This window comes from Pseudomonas brassicacearum subsp. brassicacearum (assembly GCF_008801605.1).
GTDB classification, from domain to species: domain Bacteria; phylum Pseudomonadota; class Gammaproteobacteria; order Pseudomonadales; family Pseudomonadaceae; genus Aquipseudomonas; species Aquipseudomonas brassicacearum.
Window position 1 is genome coordinate 337,027 of sequence record NZ_VZPJ01000003.1, and the last position, 23,842, is coordinate 360,868.

At 61.3% G+C, this 23,842-nt stretch carries 24 protein-coding genes and 1 other RNA gene; 4 read left to right on the plus strand and 21 right to left on the minus strand.

What is annotated here, in order from left to right; translation table 11 throughout:
* Positions 1-3: 3 nt before the first annotated feature.
* The 14 genes from F7R20_RS10035 to rsmI form a co-directional block, all read right to left on the minus strand.
* Positions 4-969 (minus strand): D-alanine--D-alanine ligase, encoded by a 966-nt coding sequence (locus F7R20_RS10035; protein WP_003205344.1) that lies wholly within the window; start codon positions 967-969, stop codon positions 4-6.
* Entirely contained in the window at positions 966-2,426 is a 1,461-nt protein-coding gene (gene murC, locus F7R20_RS10040; RefSeq protein WP_003205345.1) for a UDP-N-acetylmuramate--L-alanine ligase, read from the minus strand. The genes F7R20_RS10035 and murC overlap by 4 nt, the downstream gene beginning before the upstream one ends.
* Complete coding sequence (gene murG, locus F7R20_RS10045; protein ID WP_003205346.1) at positions 2,419-3,489, minus strand: undecaprenyldiphospho-muramoylpentapeptide beta-N-acetylglucosaminyltransferase; 1,071 nt, start codon at positions 3,487-3,489, stop codon at positions 2,419-2,421. The genes murC and murG overlap by 8 nt, the downstream gene beginning before the upstream one ends.
* Positions 3,479-4,696 (minus strand): putative lipid II flippase FtsW, encoded by a 1,218-nt coding sequence (gene ftsW, locus F7R20_RS10050; RefSeq protein WP_003205347.1) that lies wholly within the window; start codon positions 4,694-4,696, stop codon positions 3,479-3,481. The genes murG and ftsW overlap by 11 nt, the downstream gene beginning before the upstream one ends.
* Positions 4,693-6,039 (minus strand): UDP-N-acetylmuramoyl-L-alanine--D-glutamate ligase, encoded by a 1,347-nt coding sequence (gene murD / locus F7R20_RS10055; protein WP_003205348.1) that lies wholly within the window; start codon positions 6,037-6,039, stop codon positions 4,693-4,695. Before murD ends, ftsW begins: the two co-directional genes overlap by 4 nt.
* 5 nt (positions 6,040-6,044) lie before the next feature.
* On the minus strand, positions 6,045-7,127 hold the full coding sequence (gene mraY / locus F7R20_RS10060; protein ID WP_003205349.1) for a phospho-N-acetylmuramoyl-pentapeptide-transferase: 1,083 nt from the start codon (positions 7,125-7,127) through the stop codon (positions 6,045-6,047).
* The gene (locus F7R20_RS10065; RefSeq protein ID WP_003205350.1) at positions 7,127-8,494 is read right to left on the minus strand and encodes a UDP-N-acetylmuramoyl-tripeptide--D-alanyl-D-alanine ligase; all 1,368 of its coding nucleotides are present in this window, start codon (positions 8,492-8,494) and stop codon (positions 7,127-7,129) included. The genes mraY and F7R20_RS10065 overlap by 1 nt, the downstream gene beginning before the upstream one ends.
* Positions 8,487-9,950: a UDP-N-acetylmuramoyl-L-alanyl-D-glutamate--2,6-diaminopimelate ligase gene (locus tag F7R20_RS10070; RefSeq protein ID WP_003205351.1), complete on the minus strand. Its 1,464-nt coding sequence runs from the start codon at positions 9,948-9,950 to the stop codon at positions 8,487-8,489. Before F7R20_RS10070 ends, F7R20_RS10065 begins: the two co-directional genes overlap by 8 nt.
* Complete coding sequence (locus F7R20_RS10075; protein WP_162893922.1) at positions 9,950-11,689, minus strand: peptidoglycan D,D-transpeptidase FtsI family protein; 1,740 nt, start codon at positions 11,687-11,689, stop codon at positions 9,950-9,952. Before F7R20_RS10075 ends, F7R20_RS10070 begins: the two co-directional genes overlap by 1 nt.
* Positions 11,689-11,982 (minus strand): cell division protein FtsL, encoded by a 294-nt coding sequence (gene ftsL, locus F7R20_RS10080; protein ID WP_003205353.1) that lies wholly within the window; start codon positions 11,980-11,982, stop codon positions 11,689-11,691. The genes F7R20_RS10075 and ftsL overlap by 1 nt, the downstream gene beginning before the upstream one ends.
* Positions 11,979-12,926 (minus strand): 16S rRNA (cytosine(1402)-N(4))-methyltransferase RsmH, encoded by a 948-nt coding sequence (rsmH, locus tag F7R20_RS10085; RefSeq protein WP_003205354.1) that lies wholly within the window; start codon positions 12,924-12,926, stop codon positions 11,979-11,981. The genes ftsL and rsmH overlap by 4 nt, the downstream gene beginning before the upstream one ends.
* Positions 12,923-13,378: a division/cell wall cluster transcriptional repressor MraZ gene (gene mraZ, locus F7R20_RS10090; protein WP_003205355.1), complete on the minus strand. Its 456-nt coding sequence runs from the start codon at positions 13,376-13,378 to the stop codon at positions 12,923-12,925. Before mraZ ends, rsmH begins: the two co-directional genes overlap by 4 nt.
* 309 nt (positions 13,379-13,687) lie before the next feature.
* Positions 13,688-14,041, minus strand: an RNA gene (gene rnpB / locus F7R20_RS10095) — RNase P RNA component class A.
* Positions 14,042-14,115: 74 nt separating this feature from the next.
* The gene (rsmI, locus tag F7R20_RS10100) at positions 14,116-15,021 is read right to left on the minus strand and encodes a 16S rRNA (cytidine(1402)-2'-O)-methyltransferase (protein ID WP_080561008.1); all 906 of its coding nucleotides are present in this window, start codon (positions 15,019-15,021) and stop codon (positions 14,116-14,118) included.
* 191 nt (positions 15,022-15,212) lie between these two features.
* Here rsmI and F7R20_RS10105 point away from each other — a divergent pair, with 191 nt between their 5' ends.
* The 4 genes from F7R20_RS10105 (at position 15,213) to F7R20_RS10120 (ending at position 18,657) form a co-directional block, all read left to right on the plus strand.
* A complete protein-coding gene (locus tag F7R20_RS10105; RefSeq protein WP_003205357.1) occupies positions 15,213-17,024 on the plus strand; it encodes a penicillin-binding protein activator in 1,812 nt (603 codons plus the stop codon).
* Entirely contained in the window at positions 17,024-17,386 is a 363-nt protein-coding gene (locus F7R20_RS10110; RefSeq protein WP_003205358.1) for a YraN family protein, read from the plus strand. Before F7R20_RS10105 ends, F7R20_RS10110 begins: the two co-directional genes overlap by 1 nt.
* A 102-nt stretch (positions 17,387-17,488) precedes the next feature.
* Positions 17,489-18,082 carry a phosphoheptose isomerase gene (locus F7R20_RS10115; RefSeq protein WP_007928463.1) on the plus strand — a complete coding sequence of 198 codons (594 nt, stop codon included), beginning with the start codon at positions 17,489-17,491 and terminating at the stop codon, positions 18,080-18,082.
* Positions 18,079-18,657, plus strand: a complete 579-nt coding sequence (locus F7R20_RS10120; protein WP_003178201.1) for a BON domain-containing protein — start codon at positions 18,079-18,081, stop codon at positions 18,655-18,657. The genes F7R20_RS10115 and F7R20_RS10120 overlap by 4 nt, the downstream gene beginning before the upstream one ends.
* Before the next feature lie 224 nt (positions 18,658-18,881).
* Here the strand turns inward: F7R20_RS10120 and F7R20_RS10125 are convergent, their stop codons facing one another.
* The 7 genes from F7R20_RS10125 to rplM form a co-directional block, all read right to left on the minus strand.
* Positions 18,882-19,295, minus strand: a complete 414-nt coding sequence (locus tag F7R20_RS10125; protein WP_003205360.1) for a ClpXP protease specificity-enhancing factor — start codon at positions 19,293-19,295, stop codon at positions 18,882-18,884.
* A 16-nt stretch (positions 19,296-19,311) separates the two neighbouring features.
* A complete protein-coding gene (locus F7R20_RS10130) occupies positions 19,312-19,929 on the minus strand; it encodes a glutathione S-transferase N-terminal domain-containing protein (RefSeq protein WP_003178195.1) in 618 nt (205 codons plus the stop codon).
* Between the two features lie 148 nt (positions 19,930-20,077).
* On the minus strand, positions 20,078-20,860 hold the full coding sequence (locus F7R20_RS10135) for a cytochrome c1 (protein ID WP_003205361.1): 783 nt from the start codon (positions 20,858-20,860) through the stop codon (positions 20,078-20,080).
* Entirely contained in the window at positions 20,860-22,071 is a 1,212-nt protein-coding gene (locus tag F7R20_RS10140) for a cytochrome b (RefSeq protein WP_003205362.1), read from the minus strand. The genes F7R20_RS10135 and F7R20_RS10140 overlap by 1 nt, the downstream gene beginning before the upstream one ends.
* On the minus strand, positions 22,071-22,664 hold the full coding sequence (gene petA, locus F7R20_RS10145; protein ID WP_003205363.1) for a ubiquinol-cytochrome c reductase iron-sulfur subunit: 594 nt from the start codon (positions 22,662-22,664) through the stop codon (positions 22,071-22,073). The genes F7R20_RS10140 and petA overlap by 1 nt, the downstream gene beginning before the upstream one ends.
* Positions 22,665-22,920: 256 nt before the next feature.
* Positions 22,921-23,313 carry a 30S ribosomal protein S9 gene (gene rpsI / locus F7R20_RS10150; protein WP_003205364.1) on the minus strand — a complete coding sequence of 131 codons (393 nt, stop codon included), beginning with the start codon at positions 23,311-23,313 and terminating at the stop codon, positions 22,921-22,923.
* Positions 23,314-23,327: 14 nt separating this feature from the next.
* Positions 23,328-23,756 (minus strand): 50S ribosomal protein L13, encoded by a 429-nt coding sequence (rplM, locus tag F7R20_RS10155; protein WP_003205365.1) that lies wholly within the window; start codon positions 23,754-23,756, stop codon positions 23,328-23,330.
* Between the last annotated feature and the right edge of the window lie 86 nt (positions 23,757-23,842).

Below are 23,842 nucleotides of genomic sequence, written 5' to 3' on the forward strand. Positions count from 1 at the left end.
GGCTTAACCTCTTGGCTCTTGATGGCCGACACTGGCGGCCAGGATCGACACCACCAGTTGCTGGAAATCCAGACCGGCGGCGCGCGCCGCCATTGGCACCAGGCTGTGGTCGGTCATGCCAGGCGCGGTGTTGACTTCCAGGAACCAGAACTGCCCATCGGCGTCCTGCATCACGTCTGCCCTGCCCCAACCGGCGATACCCAGCGCCTCACAGGCCTTGGCCGTGAGGTCCATCAGTTCTTTTTCCTTGGCGGCGTCCAGCCCGCAGGGAATGCGGTACTGGGTATCGTTGGCGACGTACTTGGCGTCGTAGTCATAGAACGTGTGGGGCGTGCCCAGCGCAATCGGAGGCAATACCTGGTCACGCAGGGTGGCGATGGTGAACTCGGGACCGGTGATCCATTGTTCGACCAACACTTGCGAATCGTAGGAACTGGCGTCTTTCCATGCCGCGGTCAACTCAGGCAGCGAATTCACTTTCGCCATGCCGATACTTGAACCTTCATGGGCCGGTTTGACGATCAAAGGGAAGCCCAGTTCCGTGGCCGCCGAAATACAATCGGCCTCGGATGCCAGCACGGCGTGACGCGGCGTCGGAATGCCGAGACTGTGCCAGACCTGCTTGGTGCGCAGCTTGTCCATCGCCAGGGCGGAAGCCAGGATGCCGCTGCCGGTGTAGGGAATGCCCAGGCATTCGAGCAGACCTTGCATGCTGCCGTCTTCACCACCGCGACCATGAAGGATGATGAATGCGCGGTCGATCTTTTCGCTCAGCAGGCGCTGCAGGAAGTCGTCGCCCACGTCGATGCCGAATGCGTCGACACCGGCGCTTTGCAGGGCTTGCAGCACGGCATTGCCGGACTTGAGGGACACCTCGCGCTCGGCGCTCTTGCCGCCGAACAGCACGGCAACGCGGCCGAAGGCTTTCGGATCAAGGGTCGAGACCAGGTTGGCGTAGGCAGCAGTCATTTCAGTTTCCCCTCGCTGGAAGCCACGATTGCCCCGGCGAATAACGGACTGTTCAACAGTTTCGGAGCCAGGCCCCCAATGTCACCGGCACCCTGGCACAGCAGGATGTCGCCGGCGCGCAGCAGCGGCTTGACCAGCGGCGCGAGGTCCACACCGCGTTCGATGTAGATCGGGTCCAACTGGCCGCGCTGGCGAATGCTGTGGCATAGCTGGCGGCTGTCGGCCCCCGGGATCGGCTCTTCACCGGCCGGGTAGACTTCCATCAACAGCAACACGTTGGCGTCGGCCAGCACCTGGACGAAATCGTCATACAGGTCGCGGGTGCGGCTGTAGCGGTGTGGCTGGTAGACCATCACCAGGCGGCGTTCCGGCCAGCCACCGCGCACGGCCTTGATCACCGCCGCGACTTCGGTCGGGTGGTGGCCGTAGTCGTCCACCAGCATCACGTTGCCGCCGTCCACCGGCAGTTCGCCGTAGACCTGGAAACGTCGGCCCACGCCCTGGAACCCGGACAGGCCCTGGACGATGGCTTCATCACTGACGCCTTCGTCGGTGGCGATGCAAATGGTGGCCAAGGCGTTGAGCACGTTGTGGTTGCCGGGCATGTTCACCGACACATCCAATGGCTCGCGATCAGGGCGCAGCACGGTGAAGAACGTCTGCATGCCTTGCTGGCGCACGTTGATGGCGCGCACGTCGGCTTCTTCGCCGAAACCGTAGGTCATGGTCGGACGCTTGATCAGCGGCAGGATTTCGCGCACCACTGGGTCGTCCAGGCACACCACCGCCAAACCGTAGAACGGCAGGTTGTGCAGGAACTCGACAAAGGTTTTCTTCAGTTTGTTGAAGTCGCCGTCGTAGGTCGCCATGTGGTCGGCGTCGATGTTGGTGACCACCGCCACCAGCGGTTGCAGGTGCAGGAAACTCGCATCGCTCTCGTCGGCTTCGGCGATCAGGTAGCGGCTGGTGCCCAGTTGGGCATTGGTGCCCGCGGCGTTCAGGCGACCGCCGATCACGAAAGTCGGGTCCAGGCCACCGGCCGCGAACACCGAGGCGATCAGGCTGGTGGTGGTGGTCTTGCCGTGGGTACCGGCGACGGCGATACCGTGGCGATAGCGCATCAGCTCGGCCAGCATCTCGGCCCGTGGTACCACGGGGATACGGCGCTCCAGGGCGGTGGCGACTTCCGGGTTGGAGGTGTTCACGGCACTGGAAACCACCAGCACGTCGGCATTGGCGGCGTTCTCGGCACGGTGGCCGATAAAGATCTGCGCGCCGAAGGATTCCAGGCGCTCGGTGACCGGGGAGGCCTTCAGGTCGGAACCCGAGACCTGGTAACCCAGGTTCAGCAGCACCTCGGCGATCCCGCACATGCCCACGCCGCCGATACCGACGAAGTGGATGCGGCGGATACGGCGCATTTCCGGTTGCGGCATGGCTTTGCGATTCTCAACCATGGGCCACCTCCAGGCAGGTATCGACCACTTGGGTCGTGGCATCGGGTTTGGCCAGGCGGCGGGCGGCGCGGGCCATGTCTTCAAGTCGTTGCGGCTGCATCAAAACCTCTGTCAGGCGGGCGGCAAGATCCGCGGCGCCAGTCGTTCTTTGCGGCATCAGGAAGGCAGCGCCTTCACGGGCCAAATAATCGGCATTACGGGTCTGGTGATCGTCGATGGCGTGGGGCAAAGGCACCAGCATCGAAGGCAGACCGGCGGCAGCCAGTTCACTGATGGTCAGCGCGCCTGCGCGGCAGACCACCAGGTCGGCCCAGCCATAGGCTTGGGCCATGTCTTTGATGAAAGGCTGCACTTGCGCCTCGACGCCAGCGGCGCGGTAGCGCTCGGCGGTCACTTCATCGTGGTTTTTGCCGGCCTGGTGAAACACTTCCGGGCGCAGTTCGGGGGCGATCTGCGACAGGGCTTCGGGCAGCAATTTGTTCAACGGTTCGGCCCCCAGGCTTCCGCCCAGGACCAGCAAACGCGCCTTGCGTCCAGCCAGGGCCGGGCGCGGTGTATCGAAAAACAGCTCGGTACGCACCGGATTACCGGTGGTGCGGCGGCTGCCCGACAGGGTAAAGGTGTCGGGAAAGGCTTCACAGACCCGGGCGGCCAACGGCACCAGTAACCGATTGGCGGTACCGGCCACGGCGTTCTGCTCGTGAACGATCACCGGCACACCGGCCAATTTCGCCGCAACACCGCCGGGACCGGTCACATAACCGCCAAACCCCACCACGCACACCGGGCGCAACCGACGGATGATCGCCCGCGCCTGCCAGACCGACTTGAGCAGCATCAGCGGCGCCTTGAGCAACGACAACTTGCCCTTGCCCCGCAGGCCGCTGGCGTCGATCCGGTGCAGCTCAAGGCCAGCAGCTGGCACCAGTTCGTTCTCGATGCCCCGTGGCGTGCCCAGCCAGTGCACGGTGTAGCCGCGCGCCTGGAACTCCCGGGCACAGGCCAGCGCCGGGAACACGTGCCCGCCGGTACCGCCCGCCATGATCAGCACGTTAGCGCCCATGAGTCGGCTCCTCGGCGAAGTCGCTCTCCTGGAATTCCATCTCTTCGCTGCCCAGGTGGGTTCGACTCTCCCATTCGATGCGCAGCAACAGGCCGAGACAGGCACAGCAGATCACCAGGGAGCTGCCGCCATAACTGAGGAACGGCAGCGTCAGGCCCTTGGTCGGCAACAGGCCGACGTTCACGCCGATGTTGATCAGGAACTGGCCGATCCACAGGAACGACAAGCCATACGCCACGTAGGCGGCAAAAAACTGCTTGGCCTTCTCGGCCCACAAGCCGATGTACATGCCGCGCACGCAGACGAATACGAACAAGGCCACGGTGCACAAGGACCCCACCACGCCCAGCTCTTCGGCCAATACCGAGAACACGAAGTCGGTGTGGGCTTCCGGCAGGTAGAACTGCTTCTGCACGCTGTTGCCCAGGCCTACGCCCAGCCATTCGCCGCGACCGAAGGCGATCAGCGCCTGGGTCAATTGATAGCCGGAACCGAACTGGTCGGCCCACGGGTCGGTGAAAGTGATCAAACGTGCCATCCGATAAGGCTGCGCCTGGACCAACACGGTCACGGCCGCCACTGCCAATGCCACCATCAGGATGAAACGGAACAGCCCGACGCCACCCAGGAACAGCATCGCCGCCGCCGCGCCCATCATCACCACCGTGGCGCCGAAGTCCGGCTCCATCAGCAGCAGGCCCGCCATCGGCAGCAGCACGATGAACGGCTTGAAAAAGCCCATCCAGCTCTCGCGCACTTCTTTCTGGCGACGCACCAGGTAACCGGCGAGAAAAATCACCACGAAGACCTTGGCGATTTCCGAAGGCTGCACGTTGAAGAAACTGAAGCCGATCCAGCGCATGGAGCCGTTGACCTCGCGGCCAATGCCCGGCACCAGCACCATCACCAACAGGCCGAAGGCACCGAGCAGCATCATCCAGCCCAGGCGCTGCCAGGTGGCGATCGGTACCATCATGGTGACGATGCACGCGCCCAGGCCGATCACCAGGTAAACCAAGTGGCGGATCATGTGGTAAAGCGTGTTGCCCGACTGCACGGCGGCCACTTCCGACGACGCGGAGGTGATCATCACCAGGCCAAGGCCCAGCAAGGCCAGGCAACCGGCGAGCATCGGGAAATCCAGGTCGATGCCGCGCCCGGTGATCAGCGGCGACGGGTACGGCTTGATGATATTCATCAGGCTCATGCCAAGTCCTCCGCGGCCCGGGCGAACAACTGCCCACGCTCTTCATAGTTCTTGAACATGTCGAAACTGGCGCAGGCCGGTGACAACAGCACCGCATCGCCCGGGTGCGCGAGAGCGCGGCATTGCTGCACCGCCTCGTCCAGCGAACCGACCCGAACCAGCGGCACGGCGTCGCCGAGGGCCTGGGCGATCAATTCGCGGTCACGGCCCATCAGCACCACGGCACGGCAGTTGGCCGCCACCGGGTCGCGCAGGTCCTTGAAGTCGGCGCCCTTGCCGTCGCCGCCGGCGATCAGCACGAGCTTGCCTTCGATGTCCGCGCCCAGCCCTTCGATGGCCGCCAGTGCGGCACCGACATTGGTGGCCTTGGAGTCGTTGTACCAGGCCACGCCGTCCAGGTCGCGCACCCACTGGCAGCGGTGCTCAAGACCCGCGAAAGTGCGCAGGGCCGAAAGCATGGCGTCGAACGGCAGGCCGACCGCATGGCCCAGGGCCAACGCGGCCAGGGCATTGGCCTGGTTATGGGCACCACGAATCTTCAGTTCGCGCACCGGCATCAGGTTCTGGAATTCGAAGGCCAGGTATTTCTCGCCATTCTCTTCGCGCAGCCCGAAGCCTTTGAAGTCCGGCACGCCCAGGCCGAAGGACCAGCAGGGCATGCCTTCGCCCAACAACGGACGAGTCAGGGCGTCCTGGCGGTTGAACACCACTTGCCGGGCACCACGGAAGATCCGGTGCTTGGCCAGGTGATAAGCCGGCAGGCCGCTGTAGCGGTCCATGTGGTCTTCGCTGACGTTGAGGACGGTCGCCACTTCGGCGCCCAGGTGGTCGGTGGTTTCCAGCTGGAAGCTCGACAGCTCCATCACGTACAGCTCGACGTCGTCACTGAGCAGGTCCAGTGCCGGGGTACCAAGGTTGCCGCCCACGGCGACGCGCTTGCCGGCCGCCGCGGCCATCTCGCCCACCAGGGTGGTGACGGTGCTCTTGGCATTGGAACCGCTGATGGCGATGATCGGCGCCTTGGCGTTACGCGCGAACAGCTCGATGTCGCCGGACAATTTCACGCCACGGGCAGCGGCCGCCTGCAGGGCCGGAGTCGCCAGGGCCAGCCCGGGGCTCACGTAGAGCTCGTCGGCGCGGCACAGGAATTCGACGTCCAGCTCGCCACAACGCACGTCCACCTGCGGATAGTCACGGCGCAGCGTGGCCAGCTCAGGTGGATTTTCCCGCGTATCGGCGACGGCAAACGACACGCCCCGGTTCGCCAGGAAGCGAACCAGGGACATGCCGCTCTTGCCGAGGCCGACAACGATGCGGAAGTGGTCAGAAGCGATCAGGGACACTCGTTCTACCTCAGCTTCAGGGTGGCAAGGCCGATCAGCACCAGAATCACGGTGATGATCCAGAAACGGACGATCACGCGCGGCTCGGGCCAGCCCTTGAGTTCAAAGTGGTGGTGGATCGGCGCCATGCGGAATACGCGGCGGCCGGTCAATTTAAAGGAAGCAACCTGAATGACGACTGACAGGGTCTCCATCACGAACACACCGCCCATGATGAACAGGACGATTTCCTGGCGCACGATGACAGCGATGGTGCCCAGGGCCGCGCCCAGCGCCAGCGCGCCGACGTCGCCCATGAAGACTTGTGCCGGGTAGGTGTTGAACCACAGGAAGCCCAGGCCGGCACCGATCAGCGCACCGCAGAACACGATCAACTCGCCTGCCCCCGGCACATAAGGGATCAGCAGGTACTCAGCGAATTTCACGTTACCCGACAGGTAGCAGAAGATCCCCAGCGCACCGCCGACCATGACCGTGGGCATGATCGCGAGGCCATCAAGGCCGTCGGTGAGGTTGACCGCGTTGCTCGAACCGACGATCACCAGGTAGGTCAGCACGATGAAACCTGCGCCCAGCGGGATGCTGTAGTCCTTGAGCATCGGCAGGATCAGGGTGGTCTCCACCGGCGAGGCGGCGGTCATATAAAGGAAGATCGCCGCGCCGAGGCCGAACACCGACTGCCAGAAATACTTCCAGCGGCTTGGCAGCCCACGGGAGTTCTTCTCGATGACCTTGCGGTAGTCGTCGACCCAGCCGATGGCGCCAAAGAGCAAGGTCACCAGCAGCACGACCCAGACATACCGGTTCGCCAGGTCGGCCCAGAGCAAGGTGCTGATGCCGATGGACGACAGGATCAGCGCGCCGCCCATGGTCGGGGTGCCGGATTTGGACAGGTGCGATTGCGGGCCGTCGTTACGTACCGACTGGCCGATTTGCAGGTTCTGCAGGGTGCGGATCATCCACGGGCCCAGGAACAGCGACAACGACAGCGCGGTCAGCACACCCAGGATCCCGCGCAGGGTCAAGTACTGGAAGACCGCGAAGCCTTTGTGGAACTGTTGCAGGTACTCCGCTAGCAGCAGCAGCATTAATGTTTCTCCGTGGAGGCGCCGCACAGCGCCGCGACGATGTTTTCCATCGCTGCGCTGCGTGAGCCCTTGATCAATAAGGTGGTGTTCGGATCCTGCTCGGCGCCCAGGGCCTGGATCAGTTCGGCCTGAGTGGTGAAATGCCGTGCGTGCTCGCCAAACGCGGCGACCGCATGGGCCATCATCGGGCCGACCGCATACAGCGCGTCGACCTTGCCGCGCGCATAGGCACCGACGTCGTGATGCCCCTGTTGCGCCCACTCGCCCAGTTCACCGATATCCCCCAGCACCAATACGGTACGGCCGGAGAAACCGGCGAGGATATCCACGGCCGCGCACATGGACGACGGGTTGGCGTTATAGGTGTCGTCGATCACGCGCATACCGTTGCTGGCCAGTTGCGCGACGGAGCGCCCCTTGACCGGCTGCACGGCGTTCAACCCGGCGACGATGCCCGGCAGCGACACGCCCAGCGCATGGGCGGCAGCCGCCGCGGCCAGGGCGTTGGCAACGTTATGGGTGCCAAGCAGGTTCAACTGCACCCGCTCGGCGCCATCCGGGCTGTGCAGGTTGAAGGCCGGGCAACCGCGAGCATCGCGGTCCAGGTCGCTGGCGTAGAAATTCGCGGCGAGATTGCTCAGGGCAAAGGTCAGCACCTTGCGCTCGCCCGCCCGGGTCTTCCAGATTTCGAAGGCCTTGTCGTCGAGATTCAGCACGGCGACGCCATCGGCATCCAGCCCCTCGATGATCTCGCCCTTGGCCTCGACGATTTTTTCCGGGCCGCCGAACTCGCCGACGTGAGCAGTCCCGGCGTTGTTGAGCACCGCCACATGAGGCTTGGTCATGCCCACGGTGTAGGCAATCTCGCCGAGCCGCGAAGCGCCCAGTTCGATGACCGCGGCGCTGTGTTCCGGCGCCAGCTCCAGCAGGGTCAGCGGCACCCCAAGGTCATTGTTCAGGTTGCCGCGAGTCGCCAGCACCGGACCACGGGTGCGCAGAATGCTGGCCAGCATTTCCTTGACCGTGGTCTTGCCGCTGGAGCCGGTGATGGCTGCGACCGGGTTGCCATATGCCGCGCGGTTCAGCGCACCGAGCTGGCCCAGGGCCTGGCGGGTGTCGTTGACGAGCAATTGCGGCAGCGTGCTGTTGGTCACTTCGCGCTCGACCAGGGCCGCGACCGCACCTTTGGCGGCGACCTCGTTCAAGTAATCGTGACCATCGAAGCGCGGCCCAGCCAGGGCGACGAACAATTGCCCCGGCGCGATCGCCCGACTGTCGATGCTGACGCCGTCGAACGTGGCGTCCGCGGCGATGAGGCGCGCATTCAGAGCGCTGGTCAGTTCGCTGAGCTTCAGGGCCTTAAGCATGGGCCACCTCCCACGCGGTCAGGGCATGATCGGCTTCCACCAGGTCGGAGAAAGCATGGCGTTCGCCGTTGATTTCCTGATAGTCCTCATGACCCTTGCCGGCCAGGACGATGACATCGTCCGCCGAGGCACTGGCGATCAACTGGGCAATAGCCTGGCCGCGACCAGCCACGAAGGTGACGTTATCCACAGCCATAAAACCGGCGCGGATGTCGTCGAAAATCCGCTGCGGGTCTTCGGTACGAGGGTTGTCGTCGGTGACCAGCACGCCGTCTGCCAGCCGCTCCACCACCTCGGCCATCAGCGGACGCTTGCCGCGATCACGATCGCCACCGCAGCCGAACAGGCACAGCAACTTGCCCTTGGCGTGAGGACGCAGGGCCGTGAGAACTTTTTCCAACGCGTCGGGGGTATGGGCGTAATCGACCACCACCAGTGGTTGAGTCCCACCGCCCAAACGCTGCATGCGACCGGCCGGGCCCTCGAGCTTCGGCAAGACCTTGAGAATTTCGTCCAGCGCGTAGTCCAGGCCGAGCAAGGCACCGATGGCCGCCAATACGTTGCTCAGGTTGAAACGGCCGAGCAAGGTGCTGCGCAAATGGTGCTCGCCCTGGGGCGTGACCAAGGTGGCGCGCACGCCTTCGTCATTGAATTGCGCCTGGCGTACATAAAGATAGGCGCCGGCATCTTCCAGGCTGTAGGTGATCAACCGCGACTCGCGCTTTTCGGCAGCCAGTTGCCGACCGAATTCGTCATCGAGGTTGATGACCCGGCACTTCAGGTCATTCCAGGCAAACAGCTTGGCCTTGGCTTCACCGTAGGCCTGCATGGTGCCGTGATAATCCAGGTGATCCCGGGACAGGTTGGTCAACACCGCGACATCGAACGCCAGCGCGGTCACACGGCCCTGGTCCAAACCATGGGAAGAGACTTCCATCGCAACGGCCTTGGCACCAGCCTTTTTCAGGTCCGCCAGGGTCGCTTGCACGGCAATCGGGTTCGGCGTGGTGTGCAGTCCGCTTTCCAGCGCGCCATGGAAGCCGTTGCCCAGGGTCCCGACAATGCCGCAATGCTGGCCGAGCAGGTCGAGGGCCTGGGCCACCAGTTGGGTCACGCTGGTCTTGCCGTTGGTGCCGGTCACGCCCACCAGGTTCAGGTGACGGCTCGGGTCGCCATAGAATCGCCCGGCGATGTCCGACAGCTGCGCCGCCAGGCCCTTGACCGGAATCAGCGGAACGTCGGTGATCGGCAGCACTGTCGCGCCTTGCACTTCATAAGCCACGGCAGCCGCGCCACGCTTCAGGGCATCGGCAATATGGTCGCGACCATCGAAACGGGCACCCGGCACCGCCAGGAACAAATCCCCGGCGCGGACATTGCGGCTGTCCAGGGCCAGCTCACGAATCAGCAGATCGTGACCGGCGTGGGCAAAAATCTTGTTCAGGCTCAGGGACATCAGCCACGCCCTCCTTCGGCTTTCAAGGGAACGACCGGTGCGGTATTGGCCTGCTGGGTCGGCGGCAGGTTATCCGGGGTAATGTTCATCAGGCGCAGGGTGCCGGACATCACTTTGCTGAACACTGGCGCCGAAACCAGGCCACCGAAGTAGCCTGCCTTGCTCGGTTCATCGATGACCACGACGATGGCATAGCGCGGGTCGCTCATCGGGCCGAAGCCGGCAAACAGCGAACGGTAGGAGTTCTCGGCGTAGCCTTTGGTGCCCACGGAGGTCTTACGGGCCGTACCCGATTTGCCTGCCACGTGATAGGCCGGCACCTGGGCGCGATAGACACCGCGCGGCGCCTCGATCACCTGTTGCAGCATGCCCTGCATGGTCTTGGCGACGTTCTCCGGGATCACTTGGGTGGTCTGCGGCGCCTTGTCGGTCTTGATCAGGGTCAGCGGGGCGATACGGCCATTGTTGGCCAGCGCAGAGAACGCGTGGACCAGTTGGATCGCCGTCACGGAAACACCATAGCCATAGGACAACGTGGCGGTTTCAGCCTTGCGCCAGTCACGGTAGTTCGGCAGGTTGCCGACACGCTCGCCCGGGAAGCCCAGGCCGGTGTCCTGGCCGAGGCCGATTTTCTGGGCCAGGCGATAAATCGTCTCACCGCCGATATCGAAGGCGATCTTGCTCATGCCCACGTTACTGGAGTTGATCAGGATGCCGGTCAGGTCGAGCACCGGGCCTTCGGTCTTGGACACGTCGCGGATGGTGTACTTGCCGATCTGCAGGGTGCCCGGGTACACCTCGACGGTGTCGCTCGGTTTCCAGCGCCCGGTTTCCAGGGCGGCGGCCATGGACACGGCTTTCATGGTCGAACCGGGCTCGAACACGTCGATCATCGCGCGGTTGCGCATCATCGCCGGTTGCAGGTTGCGACGGTTGTTCGGGTTGTAGGTCGGCTGGTTGACCATCGCCAGGATCTCGCCGGTCTTCACGTCCATGATCACCAGGCTGCCGGCCTTGGCACCGTTCTCGACGATGGCATTGCGCAGCTCACGGTTGGCCAGGTATTGCAGGCGCAGATCAATGGACAACGCCAAGGGCTTGCCGGCCTTGGCGTTTTTGGTGACTTGGACATCCTTGATCAGCCTGCCGCGCCGGTCCTTGATGACCTGGCGCTTACCGGCGACCCCGGCGAGCCATTCGTCATAGGCCAGTTCGACACCTTCGCGCCCTCGGTCATCGATGTCGGTAAACCCGACCATGTGGGCCGTGACTTCACCAGCCGGGTAGAAACGCCGGAACTCTTCAATGCCGTAGACACCGGGTACTTTCAGGTCGAGCACGCTCTGGCCCTGCTCGGGCGTCAGGCCGCGCACCAGATAAATGAATTCCTTGTTGGCCTGGGCTTCGAGGCGCTCGGCCAGGGCCTTGGGATCCTGCCCGAGGGCCGCGGCCAGTGCCGGCCATTTTTCCTTGGCCAGCTGCATTTCCTTGGCGTTGGCCCACAAGGTGGTCACCGGGGTGCTCACGGCCAGGGGTTCGCCATTGCGGTCGGTGATCAAGCCTCGGTGAGCCGGGATCGGAATATGCCGGACACTGCGCGCATCGCCCTGACCCTTGAGGAAATCACGGTCGACGACCTGCAGGTCGATGATGCGCCACGAAATCGCCGCCACCATGATCCCGAGCAAACCCAGGACCAGACGAAACCGCCACGGGAACAGCGCCCCTTCGAGTTTCATCATGGCGCCACCATCTGCACTTCGGCGGCGCCGGGAATGCGCATTTTCAGCTGCTCGGTGGCCAATACTTCGATACGGCTATGGGCGGTCCAGGTGCTCTGCTCCAGGATCAACCGGCCCCATTCGGCCTGCGCCTTGTCGCGCACGCTCAGCTCGTTGTAAAGGGAATTGAGAAGCTGCCGGTTCCAGTGCGCGCTATAGGACACGCCGATGGCCGACACGAGCACGCCGATAAACAGCAGCAGCATGAAAAAGCTGCCGCCGGGCAGTGGCTTGGCGAAGAGCTTGCTCACCGCAACTTCTCCGCGACACGCATGACGGCGCTACGGGCACGTGGGTTGGCCTTGAGTTCAGCCTCGGAGGCGAACTGCGCCTTGCCATGGATTTTGATTTTTGGCACGAAGGCTTCGAAACGCACCGGCAGGTTGCGCGGCAGGTTATCGGCTTCGCCCTTGGTGAGTTTGCGCATGAACAGCTTGACGATGCGGTCTTCCAGGGAATGGAAGCTGATCACCACCAGCCGACCGCCAATCTCCAGCGCTTCAAGCGCCGCTTCGAGACCGACTTCCAGATCGCCCAGCTCGTTATTGACGTGGATGCGCAAGCCCTGGAACGCACGGGTCGCCGGGTTCTTGCCCTTTTCCCAAGCCGGATTGGCAACTTTCAGCACCTCGGCCAGGTCGCCGGTGCGCTCAAATGGCTTGATGTCGCGCCGCTCGACCACGGCACGGGCCATACGGCCGGAGAAACGCTCTTCACCGTATTCCTTGAAGACGCGAGCGATTTCTTCCACCGGAGCAGTGTTGACGAATTCGGCGGCGCTGATGCCACGGGACGGGTCCATGCGCATGTCCAGCGGGCCGTCATTGAGGAAACTGAAGCCGCGCTCCGGGTCGTCCAACTGCGGCGAAGACACGCCCAGGTCGAGCAGCACGCCACTGACCTTGCCGGCTAGGCCACGCTCGGCGACTTCCGAAGCCAGCTCGGCAAAGCTGCGTTGCACAATGACAAAGCGGCCGTCTTCGGCCGCCAGCGCTTGCCCGGTGGCAATCGCTTGAGGATCCTTGTCGAACCCCAGCAACCGACCACCCGGACCGAGCTTGCTGAGAATCAACCGGCTGTGTCCGCCACGCCCGAACGTACCGTCCAGATAGCAGCCATCAGGACGTACGGCGAGAGCCTCGACGGCTTCGTCAAGCAGTACGGTGATGTGGTTAAAGCCGCTATCAATAGTCACAGGATCAAATCACGCAGTTCATCAGGCATGGCGCCCGGTTGTTGAATAGCAGCGAGGTCAGCGGCAGAAACCGCATTCCAGGCATCTTCGTCCCACAGCTGGAACTTGTTCAGTTGGCCCACCAGCATCGCGCGCTTGTCCAGCTTGGCGTACTCGCGCAGGCGCGGTGGAACCAGGAAACGACCGCTGCCATCGAGTTCGAGGTCGACGGCATTACCGATCAGCAAGCGTTGCAGACGGCGATTTTCTTCACGCAACGAAGGCAGTGCGCGCAGTTTGGTTTCGATGATTTCCCACTCATCAAGAGGGTAAACACACAAACATGGGTCAACGGCGTCGATCGTGACGATTAACTGCCCCGAACTTCGCGAAACGAGCTCGTCACGATACCGGCTCGGCATGGCGAGACGGCCTTTTGCATCGAGACTGATAGCGTTAGCTCCGCGAAACACGTCTGCGTTTCTCCACTTTTTGGCGTTTTACCTTCAAAAAAACCCACTTCATGCCACTTTCCGCCACTTGCGCACACTATAGGAATGCGCCCACCGCACCGTCAAGGCGCGGATTGAAGGAAAAGCCTTATAGATCGGAGATTTAGGAGCGTTTCAGGAGGGGTAACAAGAATCTGACGTAGGAATTTTCGCCTCAACCCGAATGAGCACAGGAAGCTGCGCGCACAAGTTAAAGTGATTTATTAAGAGTAAGATTTTTTTGGTATTAGGAACTGCGTCTGCCAGTGATTCCGGCAGGGAGGGAAAAAGGTGGAGAGTCGATCTGTAAGCCGGGTTCTGTCTTGAACAGTCATTCGTCTACGATGGCCATCACTGGACATCTTTAGCAACCTACCCGGTCCCAGCGCGGGCCACGCCTTGGGACCCTATTTGGTCTTGCTCCAAGTGGGGTTTACCTAGCCACGAACTGTTGCCAGACGTGCGGTGCGCTCTTACCGCACCTTTTCACCCTTACCGGCGCCGAAGCGCTTAGGCGGTTATTTTCTGTGGCACTTTCCGTAGGCTCACGCCTCCCAGGCATTACCTGGCACTTCGCCCTATGGAGCCCGGACTTTCCTCCCCCCCCTAATTCTCATAGAGGGCAGCGACTGTCCGATCGACTCTCCGCCGCGAAGGTTAACGGTAGAGCGCTTGAAGAACAAGCGCTAAAAGCCTTGGGCCAGCCCTGCGTCCCGCTTTCACTGATCCTTCTGTTTTTCCAGTGCGACCTGGTACAGCACATTCTTGCGCTCGCCAGTGATCTGCGCCGCAAGGGCCGCAGCACGCTTGAGCGGCATTTCTTCGAGTAGCAGGTTCAGGATGCGCATCGCTTCGCTGCTGACAGCGTCTTCACTTTCCGGGGCTGTCCACCCGGCCACCAGCACGACACACTCGCCGCGCTGCTGGTTGCTGTCGCTTTCGACAAACGCCCGCAGCTCTGCCAACGGCAACCCCTTGAGGGTTTCGAAGGTCTTGGTCAACTCACGAGCCAGCAACGCCGGGCGCTCGGCGCCGAACACCAGCTCCATGTCTTGCAGGCATTCCAGAATGCGGTGCGGCGCCTCATAGAAGATCAGCGTGCGTGGTTCTTCCTTTATAGCCTCCAGGCGCGCCCGTCGCCCCACCGCCTTGGCTGGCAGGAAACCCTCGAAGATGAAACGGTCCGACGGCAGACCCGCCGCCGACAGCGCTGCGATCAATGCACAAGCCCCTGGCACCGGCACCACGCTGATGCCCGCCGCCCGGGCCTGGCGCACCAGATGATAGCCAGGGTCGGAAATCAGTGGCGTACCGGCATCGGAAATCAGCGCGACGTTATCGCCCGCCAGCAGCCGGGTAATGAAACGACTGCCTTCATCCCGTTCATTGTGTTCATGACAGGCCGCCAACGGCGTGGAAATGCCGAAATGCTGCAGCAGGCGCTGGGAGTGACGCGTGTCTTCGGCTGCGATCAAAGCAACTTCCTGCAGGATTTTCAGCGCCCGGGCACTGATATCGTCCAGGTTGCCGATGGGCGTCGCCACCACATAAAGCGAGCCGGCAGCGGAATTCAAAGCACCTGGAGCAGTCAAGACACATACCTCATGATCGGTAAAAACCGCCATTGTAGCGTGTAGCGGCGGTCTCGGCTGTTCGTCCTTGAGCGACGACAGTGCAGGACGCTCTGACGGCCTTTTGTGTTGCCCCGCACTCTTTGAAATACCTAAATTGATCGATTCACACCACTAACATCGCGCCCCGGCCAGTGCTTGGGTACAATTCGACGCTAATTTGATCTCGTATCAGGAACACTTACATGATCGCTTGCCTGCGGCTGCTCTCCGCCCTCTGCCTCGCTGCCCTCCTGGCGGCTTGCGCCAGCTCGCCCTCGTCCAGCCTTGGCGAACTTCCACGCACCCCGGATGCCAGTATCGAGCAGTTGCTCGAACAGGCCACTCAAAGCAAAAATCCGGAAAAAGCCGCCCTGCTGCGCCTGAGCGCTGCCGACCTGGCCTACCGTCAGGGCAATGCCGGCCAGTCCGCACAGATCCTGCAACAAGTGCCGATGGAACAACTCAAGCCCGGCCAGCAGATTTTCGCCAGCACGCTGTCGGCTGAACTGGCGATGACCCGCAACCAGCCCAAGGCGGCACTGACCGCCCTGAGCCACCCAAGCCTGCAACACCTGAGCGAAATGCCGGTGGAGCAACAGGTTCGCACCGGTACCGTCCGCGCCCGCGCCCTGGAGGCCGATGGCCAGACCCTGGCCGCCGCCAAGGAGCGCATTTTCATCGCGCCCCTGTTGGAAAACGACGCTGCGGCAAAAAACCACGAAGCCATCTGGTCGTTGATCGCCTCGCTGCCCACCGACCAGTTGCAGCCAAGCTCCAACGACGACCTTGGCGGCTGGCTGAGCCTGGCCCAGGCCGTCAAGACCGCCGGCACCCTGGAACAACAGCAGGCGGCCATCGACCACTGGCGCGAACAGAACCCGAAGCACCCTGCCGCCCTGCAACTGCCGACACCCCTGGTCAAGCTCAAGGAGCTGGCGAGCCAGCCGCTGAGCAAGATCGCCCTGCTGCTGCCACAGAATGGCCAGTTGGCTGCGGTTGCCAAGGCCTTGCGTGAGGGCTTCATGGCCGCGCACTACCAGGCCCAACAGGCCGGTCAGAAGCCGCCAAGCATCCAGTTCTATGACAGCTCCAGCCTGACCTCCATGGACGAGTTCTATCGCAAGGCCCAGGCCGACGGCGTGCAACTGGTAGTCGGACCGCTGGAAAAACCCCTGGTCAAGCAGATCAGCACCCGCCCGCAACTGCCGATCACCACCCTGGCGCTGAACTACAGCGAAGGCGAACAAGGGCCACCGCAACTGTTCCAGTTCGGCCTGGCCCCCGAGGATGAAGCCCGCGAAGTCTCCCGTCGCGCCCGCGCCGATGGCCTGCATCGCGCCGCCGCCATGGTCCCGAAGGGTGAATGGGGCGATCGCGTCCTGAAAGCCTTCAGCCAGGACTGGCAGGCCAATGGCGGCACCATCATCGCAATCGAACGGGTCGACCAGCCGGTGCAACTGGCCCAGCAGATCGCCGACATGTTCCAACTGCGCCAGAGCGAAGGTCGCGCCAAGAGCCTGCAAAGCACCGTCGGCACCACGGTCGCGGCCCAGCCGTCCCGTCGCCAGGACATCGAGTTCATCTTCCTGGCCTCGACGCCGCAACAGGCCCAGCAGATCAAGCCGACCCTGAACTTCCAGTACGCGGGTGATGTGCCGGTCTACGCGACGTCTTCAGTGTTCAGCGCCAGCGGCGACCAGAACCAGTACAACGACATGAGCGGTATCCGCTTCTGCGAAACCCCTTGGCTGCTCGACGCCAATGACCCGCTGCGCAAGCAGGTCACCGCACAGTGGCCACAGGCGGGTAGCAGCCTGGGCCGGTTGTACGCGATGGGTGTAGACGCCTATCGCCTGGCACCACGCCTGGGCCAGCTCAAGACGTTGCCGGACAGCCGCATCGAAGGCCTGTCGGGCAGCCTGGCAGTGTCTCCAACCCAGCGCGTACAGCGTCAACTGCCTTGGGCCGAGTTCGTCAATGGCCAGGTGCAGCGCCTGCCGGATACCCAGCGCTGATGCCCGACCGATCACGCCAGCAAAGCGGACGGGATGCCGAGGGCCAAGCCCTCGCGCATCTCCAGCAACAAGGCCTGCGGCTGGTGGCGCAGAACTGGTTGTGCAAACGCGGCGAGCTTGATCTGGTCATGCTTGACGGCGATACAGTAGTATTCGTCGAAGTCCGCTACAGAAAAAATACTCAATGGGGTGGCGCGCTCGACAGCATTGACGAGCGCAAGCGCCAGAAGCTGGTTTTCGCCGCGCAGTATTTTCTGCAACGCGAGCCTCGCTGGGCCGATCATCCCTGCCGCTTCGACGTGGTTGCCATCGACAGCAACGCCGCCCAGTTGAACTGGCTGCAGAACGCCTTCGACAGTTGAGCGCCCATGCCGAGCCGGACACCTTCACCTAACTTTTTTGCTCTTTGCTTTGCGCGCCGCACATGTTTGTGCCGATAAGCCGCGCTACTTAAGGTCACACAGATGGACATGCAATCGCGAATTCGCCAGCTTTTTCAGGCCAGTATCGACACCAAGCAACAGGCGATGGACGTACTTGCACCGCACATCGAGCAAGCCAGCCAAGTGATGGTCAACGCCCTGCTCAACGAGGGCAAGATGCTTTCGTGCGGCAATGGCGGCTCGGCCGGCGACGCCCAGCACTTCTCTTCGGAACTGCTCAACCGCTTCGAACGCGAGCGCCCGAGCCTGCCGGCGATCGCCCTGACCACAGACAGCTCGACGATCACCTCGATCGCCAACGACTACAGCTACAACGAAGTATTCTCCAAACAGATCCGCGCCCTGGGCCAACCCGGCGATGTGCTGCTGGCGATTTCCACCAGCGGTAACTCGGCCAATATTATTCAAGCGATCCAGGCCGCACATGATCGCGAAATGATTGTCGTAGCATTGACCGGTCGTGACGGCGGCGGCATGGCGTCCCTGCTATTGCCAGAAGACGTCGAGATCCGCGTACCGGCCAATGTCACCGCACGTATCCAGGAAGTCCACCTGCTGGCGATCCACTGTCTTTGCGACTTGATCGACAGCCAACTGTTCGGGAGTGAAGAATGACCCCTAATCGCCTAGGCCTTCTGGCCCTGACCCTGTGCCTCGGCATCAGCGGCTGCACATCGGTGGTTAACGCCAGCCGGGAAAAGCCGATTGAAGACGATCGCGGCACCCGCACCTTCGGCAGCAAGATCGACGACTCCCTGATTGAAACCAAGGTCGGCGTGAACATTGCCAAGGCCGACCCGGACCTGGACAACAACTCGCACATCGTCGTCACCAGCTTCAACGGCGTCGTACTGCTGGCCGGCCAGACCCCACGCGCCGACCTCAAGGCCAAGGCCGAACAGGAAGCCAGCGCCGTGCAACGGGTCAAGACCGTGCATAACGAACTGCAGGTCCTGCAACCCTCCTCGCTGCTGGCGCGCCAGAACGACGCCTGGCTGACCACCAAGATCAAGACCCAGATGCTCACCGACGCCAGCATTCCCGGCTCGCGTATCAAGGTTGTGACTGAGAATGGCATTGTCTATTTGCTGGGGTTGTTGACCAAGAAAGAGGCTGCGCAGGCGACCAATCTGGTGCAGGGTGTGTCCGGGGTGCAGAAAATCGTCAAGTTGTTTGAGTACATTGACTGATATAAATGCAGGTACAAGAACGGCGCTTTTTCCTGGAAAGGAAGGCGCCGTTTTTTTATCGCTTCGTTTTGGTTGGTTGGTTGGTTGGTGTGTATATCCGTTACCGCAGAAACGGATATACACACCAACCATGACACAAAAAAAATGCCCACATCTCACGATACGGGCATTTTCTTAACCAGGTCACCAAGCTTTCAAACAGCCTGTATCTGGCACATATCTACCTACTTCACCACTTTCAGACTCGGCCGCCCGCTAGGACGCGGCGGCTCGTCATCCGGTGGCGGCAGGTCATCATCCGGCTCGAACTCTTCTTCGCCATCAAGCGGCGCTTCCAGCTCAAACACCATGCCCTGGCCATTCTCCCGAGCATAAATCCCCAGGATCGCAGCAATAGGCACGTACAAAGTGTGCGGCACGCCACCGAAGCGCCCTTCGAAGCTGACGGCGTCGTTATCCATATGCAAGTGACGCACAGCGGCTGGCGACACGTTCAAGACAATTTGCCCGTCATTGGCAAAACCCTGCGGCACCTGCACCGACGGAAACTCGGCGTTGACCAGCATGTGCGGGGTGCAATCGTTGTCCACAATCCACTCGTAGAGCGCGCGGACCAGATAAGGTCGACTGGAGTTCATAGCGGCTCCCTAAGCCTTAGCGCATGTCACGTTCGACGCCAGACAAACTCGCCTGGAAAGCCTCACGCGCGAATTGGCGCTCCATATAATCAAGCAGCGGCTTGGCAGGCCGCGGCAGTTCGATACCCAGAATCGGCAAACGCCAGAGTATGGGCAATAGGCAGCAATCCACCAGACTTTGTTCCTCACTGAGGAAAAACGGCTTATCGACGAATAGCGGCGATACGCCAGTCAGGCTTTCACGCAATTCCTTGCGTGCCACGACCCGCGCCGGCTCCTTGGTCCGAGAATCCAGGATCAGATCCACCAACCCGCACCAGTCACGCTGGATGCGATGGATCAGCAAACGGCTGTTGGCCCGCGCGACAGGGTACACCGGCAGTAAAGGTGGATGCGGATAACGCTCATCCAGATATTCCATCACCACGGTCGACTCCCACAACGCCAGGTCACGATCGACCAGTGTGGGCAGGCTGCCATAAGGGTTCACCTCGATCAGCTTCGGCGGCTGACGGCCCGCTTCGACGTAAATGATCTCGGCGCTGACACCCTTCTCTGCCAGTACGATGCGTACCCGGTGGGAATAGTGGTCGGCGGGGTCGGAGTAACAGGCCAACCGATTGGTCACGCCCATGGCGATCCTCCTCGCTTGTTGAAATTATCGAAAAACGGAAAAACGAGCGCGCCCAGAGGGCATCTCCCGTAACACCTGGCTGGCCAGGCTCGTTACATTAGAGACGCCCTTGGGCGCGCACGATTAACAGCAACGGCTTACAGCTTTATCAATGCACGTCTTTCCAGTATTCACGCTTGAGCAGGTAAGCGAATACGAAGAAGAACGCCAGGTACAGCAATACATAGGTACCGATGCGCTGATGCTCCAGCTTCACCGGGTTGGCCGAGTAGGCCAGGAAGGTCACAAGGTTCTTGACCTTCTCGTCGAACTGCTCCGGAGTCAGGCTGCCGGTGTTCGGCAATACAGTCAGCTGGTCGCAGGCTTCATGAGTCAAAGCGGTGCCGGTCAGCGGATCGAATTGCTTTTTACCGCCCTCAACGATCTGAACCTGTTTGCAGCCTACCACCTGGCGCCCTTGGAGGCCGACCAGTACGTTAGGCATGCCGACGTTCGGGAAGACCTTGTTGTTCACGCCCCATGGACGCGCAGGATCTTCGTAGAACGAACGCAGGTAACCGTAGAGCCAGTCAGTACCACGCACACGCGCCACCAGGGTCAGGTCTGGCGGCGCGGCGCCGAACCAGATCTTGGCGTCCGCAGGTTGCATGCCAATGGTCATGTGATCGCCCAGTTTGGCACCGGTGAACACCAGTTTCTCGAGCATCATTTCATGAGGAATGCCCAGGTCATCGGCAACACGCTCGTAGCGCTGGAACTTGGCACTGTGGCAACCCATGCAGTAGTTGGCGAACGTACGTGCGCCGTCCTGCATGGCAGCTTTGTCGGAAACGTCGATGTCGACTTTTTCCAGCTCTGGACCACCGTGTTCAGCCGCGAAGGACAGTACAGGCATAGCAGCAAGAATCAGTACAGCAAATAGCTTTTTCATCAGCCAGTCACCCTTTCCGGAACCGGTTTGGTCTTCTCGAGCCTGGTGTAGAAAGGCATCAGAATGAAGTAGGCGAAGTACAGGAAGGTGCAGACCTGCGATAGCAACGTACGCTCCGGTGTCGGGGCCAATACGCCCAGCACGCCCAGGATCACGAACGAGATGCAGAACACCACGAGCCAGATCTTGCTCAGCCAGCCTTTGTAGCGCATCGACTTGACGGGGCTGCGGTCCAGCCAAGGCAGGACAAACAGCACTGCGATGGCCGCACCCATGGCGATAACGCCCATCAGCTTGTCCGGGATCGCCCGCAAAATCGCGTAGAACGGCGTGAAGTACCAGACCGGGGCAATGTGCTCAGGGGTCTTGAAGGCGTTCGCCTGCTCGAAGTTCGGCTTCTCGAGGAAGTAACCACCCATTTCCGGGAAGAAGAACACGATGGAGCAGAAGATGAACAGGAAGACCACCACGCCGACGATATCTTTCACGGTGTAGTACGGGTGGAAGGCGATGCCATCCAGCGGTACGCCGTTCTCGTCCTTGTGCTTCTTGATGTCCACGCCATCCGGGTTGTTCGAGCCAACTTCGTGCAAGGCCAGGATGTGCAACACCACCAGGCCGAGGATCACGATCGGCAGCGCGACCACGTGCAGGGCGAAGAAGCGGTTCAGGGTAATGCCCGAGATCAGGTAGTCACCACGAATCCACTGGGTCAGGTCGTCACCGATGACCGGGATCGCACCGAACAGCGAGATGATCACCTGGGCACCCCAGTAGGACATCTGGCCCCACGGCAGCAGGTAGCCCATGAAGGCCTCGGCCATCAGCGCCAGGTAGATCAGCATGCCGAAGACCCACACCAGCTCACGAGGCTTCTGGTACGAACCGTAGAGCAGGCCACGGAACATGTGCAGGTAGACCACGATGAAGAACGCCGAAGCGCCGGTGGAGTGCAGCAGACGCAGGATCGAGCCGTACTCGACGTCGCGCATGATGTATTCGACGGAAGCAAACGCTTCTTCCGCCGACGGGGTGTAGCTCATGGTCAGCCAGACACCGGTAACGATCTGGTTGACCAGAACGAGCAGCGCCAGGGAGCCAAAGAAGTAGAAGAAGTTGAAGTTCTTCGGAGCGTAATACTTGCTGAGATGGTCTTCCCACATTTTGGTCGCGGGAAAGCGCGCATCAACCCAATCCATGAATTTGCTCATCACGCTTTCTCCGTATCGACGCCGATGACAATGATGTCGTCGGTCTCATAGGAATGCGGGGGAACTGGCAGGTTCAGAGGTGCAGGCTGCGACTTGTAGACGCGACCAGCCAGGTCGTAGTGGGAGCCGTGGCAAGGGCAGAAATAACCACCGACCCAGTCCTTGCCCAGATCGGCAGGAGCCACTTCAGGACGGAACGTTGGCGAGCAACCCAGGTGCGTACAGATCCCGATCAGCAGCAAAACCTCTGGCTTGATCGAACGCGTTTCAGGATTGACGTACTCCGGTTGGACCGAGTTCTTGGAGGAAGGGTCGGACAACTGACCCTCGATCTTCTTCAGATTCCCCAGGATTTCCTCTGTACGGCGGACGATGAACACCGGCTGGCCGCGCCACTCAGCAATCATCTGCTGGCCTGGCTCGATCTTGCTGACATTCACTTTCACCGGTGCACCTGCGGCTTTCGCCTTGGCACTGGGAAACCATGACCCCACGAACGGGACCGCAGCCCCCACCGCTCCTGCAGCACCCACCACGGATGTGGCTGCTACCAGGAAGCGACGCCGGCCTGCATTCACGCCGTCATTGCTCATTCAGTCCTCTCCCATCAGCTTTGTGGCCTGTTAGATCAGGCGTCTACTAAGTAAAAATCTGAACTTATAAAAATTTTGCCGAATGGTAATGAAAAGCCCCAATTCTGACAAGGTAATTACCAAGCGGCCAAACCGCCAAGCCTTGTAGTATAGGGGCTCTACGAATGTGGCAAGTTGTCACAGAGCAATTCTTTTGCCCATAAAAAAACGCCCAGCTCCGTGAGGAACTGGGCGCCTTTTGAAAGCGGAAGCGAAATTAACGCTTCGAGTACTGCGGACGCTTACGCGCTTTACGCAGACCGACTTTCTTACGTTCAACTTCGCGAGCATCGCGAGTTACGAAGCCGGCTTTGCGCAGAGCACCACGCAGAGTCTCGTCGTAATCCATCAGGGCGCGAGTGATGCCGTGGCGGATTGCGCCAGCCTGACCACTTACACCACCACCGATAACAGTGACGTAGATGTCGAATTTTTCGACGGTCTCGGTCAGTTCCAGCGGCTGACGAACTACCATGCGGGCAGTTTCGCGGCCGAAGAAGTTATCCAGGGAGCGGTTGTTGATGGAGATGTTACCAGTGCCCGGACGCAGGAAAACGCGTGCGGTTGCAGTCTTGCGACGGCCAGTGCCGTAATTTTGAGTCGCCGACATAATGAACTATTCCGTTAAAACTTCAGTTCTTGGGGCTGCTGAGCAGTATGAGGGTGAGCAGCGCCCGCATAAACCTTCAGCTTACGATACATGTCGCGACCCAGTGGGTTTTTAGGCAGCATGCCTTTAACCGCGGTCTCGATCACGCGCTCAGGGGCTTTGGCGATCAGCTTTTCAAAGTTGATCGACTTGATGCCGCCAGGAAAACCGGAGTGGGAGTAGTACATTTTGTCAGTGGTTTTAGCGCCAGTAACACGTACTTGCTCAGCGTTGATCACGACGATGTAGTCACCGGTGTCAACGTGAGGGGTGTACTCAGGCTTGTGCTTGCCACGCAGACGGCTCGCGATTTCGGTGGCCAGACGACCCAGGGTCTGACCAGCAGCGTCGACGACAAACCAGTCGCGCTTTACTGTTTCCGGTTTAGCAGTAAAAGTTTTCATTCTTTATAGCCTCAGGGGCCGCCCTGTAAATTAGACGGCGGATCTTACTGAATAGTGCGTACTTTGACAAGTCAAAGGCAGCCGGA

Coding starts and splice junctions, on each gene's coding strand:
- F7R20_RS10035 (WP_003205344.1), bottom strand. CDS start 969: ATGACTGCTGCCTACGCCAACCTGGTCTCGACCCTTGATCCGAAAGCC.
- murC (WP_003205345.1), bottom strand. CDS start 2,426: ATGGTTGAGAATCGCAAAGCCATGCCGCAACCGGAAATGCGCCGTATC.
- murG (WP_003205346.1), bottom strand. CDS start 3,489: ATGGGCGCTAACGTGCTGATCATGGCGGGCGGTACCGGCGGGCACGTG.
- ftsW (WP_003205347.1), bottom strand. CDS start 4,696: ATGAGCCTGATGAATATCATCAAGCCGTACCCGTCGCCGCTGATCACC.
- mraY (WP_003205349.1), bottom strand. CDS start 7,127: ATGCTGCTGCTGCTAGCGGAGTACCTGCAACAGTTCCACAAAGGCTTC.
- F7R20_RS10065 (WP_003205350.1), bottom strand. CDS start 8,494: ATGCTTAAGGCCCTGAAGCTCAGCGAACTGACCAGCGCTCTGAATGCG.
- F7R20_RS10070 (WP_003205351.1), bottom strand. CDS start 9,950: ATGTCCCTGAGCCTGAACAAGATTTTTGCCCACGCCGGTCACGATCTG.
- F7R20_RS10075 (WP_162893922.1), bottom strand. CDS start 11,689: ATGAAACTCGAAGGGGCGCTGTTCCCGTGGCGGTTTCGTCTGGTCCTG.
- rsmI (WP_080561008.1), bottom strand. CDS start 15,021: ATGGCGGTTTTTACCGATCATGAGGTATGTGTCTTGACTGCTCCAGGT.
- F7R20_RS10105 (WP_003205357.1), top strand. CDS start 15,213: ATGATCGCTTGCCTGCGGCTGCTCTCCGCCCTCTGCCTCGCTGCCCTC.
- F7R20_RS10110 (WP_003205358.1), top strand. CDS start 17,024: ATGCCCGACCGATCACGCCAGCAAAGCGGACGGGATGCCGAGGGCCAA.
- F7R20_RS10115 (WP_007928463.1), top strand. CDS start 17,489: ATGGACATGCAATCGCGAATTCGCCAGCTTTTTCAGGCCAGTATCGAC.
- F7R20_RS10120 (WP_003178201.1), top strand. CDS start 18,079: ATGACCCCTAATCGCCTAGGCCTTCTGGCCCTGACCCTGTGCCTCGGC.
- F7R20_RS10125 (WP_003205360.1), bottom strand. CDS start 19,295: ATGAACTCCAGTCGACCTTATCTGGTCCGCGCGCTCTACGAGTGGATT.
- F7R20_RS10130 (WP_003178195.1), bottom strand. CDS start 19,929: ATGGGCGTGACCAATCGGTTGGCCTGTTACTCCGACCCCGCCGACCAC.
- F7R20_RS10135 (WP_003205361.1), bottom strand. CDS start 20,860: ATGAAAAAGCTATTTGCTGTACTGATTCTTGCTGCTATGCCTGTACTG.
- F7R20_RS10140 (WP_003205362.1), bottom strand. CDS start 22,071: ATGAGCAAATTCATGGATTGGGTTGATGCGCGCTTTCCCGCGACCAAA.
- petA (WP_003205363.1), bottom strand. CDS start 22,664: ATGAGCAATGACGGCGTGAATGCAGGCCGGCGTCGCTTCCTGGTAGCA.
- rpsI (WP_003205364.1), bottom strand. CDS start 23,313: ATGTCGGCGACTCAAAATTACGGCACTGGCCGTCGCAAGACTGCAACC.
- rplM (WP_003205365.1), bottom strand. CDS start 23,756: ATGAAAACTTTTACTGCTAAACCGGAAACAGTAAAGCGCGACTGGTTT.